Origin of the sequence: Pseudoduganella sp. RAF53_2 (assembly GCF_052113985.1) — a bacterium.
Classification (GTDB): Bacteria; Pseudomonadota; Gammaproteobacteria; order Burkholderiales; family Burkholderiaceae_D; genus Rugamonas.
The window spans coordinates 1-1,083 of sequence record NZ_JBFRDW010001069.1 but is presented as its reverse complement, the minus strand read 5'-3'; the positions used below and the strand labels follow the sequence as shown (position 1 = coordinate 1,083).

Below are 1,083 nucleotides of genomic sequence, written 5' to 3'. Positions count from 1 at the left end.
GAACTGGAAGTGGCAGGAGGCCGGATCAGCCACCACCACCACTGGGGAGTTCTTCAATGCCGATTCCAGCTGCGGATTGCCGTAGTGGGTCAGGGCGCCGAACAGCGGGAAGTAAGTCGCCGCGGCCAGAATGCAGCCACCCAGGATGATCCACTTGCGGCCGATCTTGTCCGACAGGGAGCCGAAGAAGATGAAGAACGGGGTCGCCAGCGCCAGGGACAGAGCGGTCATCAGGTTGGCGTTGGGGCCATCGACTTTCAGCACCTGGGTCATGAAGAACAGGGCGTAGAACTGGCCGGTGTACCACACGACCGCCTGGCCCATGGTCAGACCGATCAGGGCCAGGATCACGATCTTCAGGTTGCGCCATTGGCCGAAGGATTCGCTCAGTGGGGCTTTGGAGGTCTTGCCTTCAGCCTTCATCTTGGCGAACGCCGGGGACTCGTTCATCGACAGACGAATCCACACCGAGATACCCAGCAGCAGAACCGATACCAGGAACGGCACGCGCCAACCCCAGGCATTGAAGGCTTCCTCGCCGATCGCGGTACGGGTGCCCAGAATCACCAGCAGCGACAGGAACAGGCCCAGAGTCGCGGTAGTCTGAATCCAGGAAGTGAAGATGCCGCGCTTGCCGTGTGGCGCATGTTCCGCCACGTAGGTCGCTGCACCRCCGTATTCGCCGCCCAGTGCCAGGCCTTGCAGAATACGCAGAGAGACCAGGATAATCGGCGCCGCAATGCCGATCTGGGCGTGCCCAGGCAGAAGGCCGACGATGAAGGTCGACATACCCATGATGAGAATGGTGATCAGGAAGGTATACTTACGGCCGATCATGTCGCCGAGGCGGCCAAACACCAGTGCGCCGAAGGGACGCACGATAAAGCCTGCCGCAAATGCCAGCAGCGCAAAAATGAAGGTGGTGGTCGGATCGCCGATGAAGAACTGCTTGGCGATGATTGCGGCCAGCGAACCGTACAGGTAAAAGTCGTACCATTCGAACACGGTACCCAGCGACGATGCGAAGATGACCTTCTTTTCTTCAGCGGTCATGGGGGACGCTTTACCGTTCCCCATCTATCT

1 protein-coding gene is annotated in these 1,083 nt (G+C 59.7%); it reads right to left on the bottom strand.

The features are described 5' to 3' along the window. On the bottom strand, nucleotides 1-1,053 hold a 1,053-nt coding region (locus AB4Z11_RS32365), incomplete at its 3' end, for an MFS transporter (RefSeq protein WP_442030371.1). Nucleotides 1,054-1,083 lie beyond the last annotated feature (30 nt).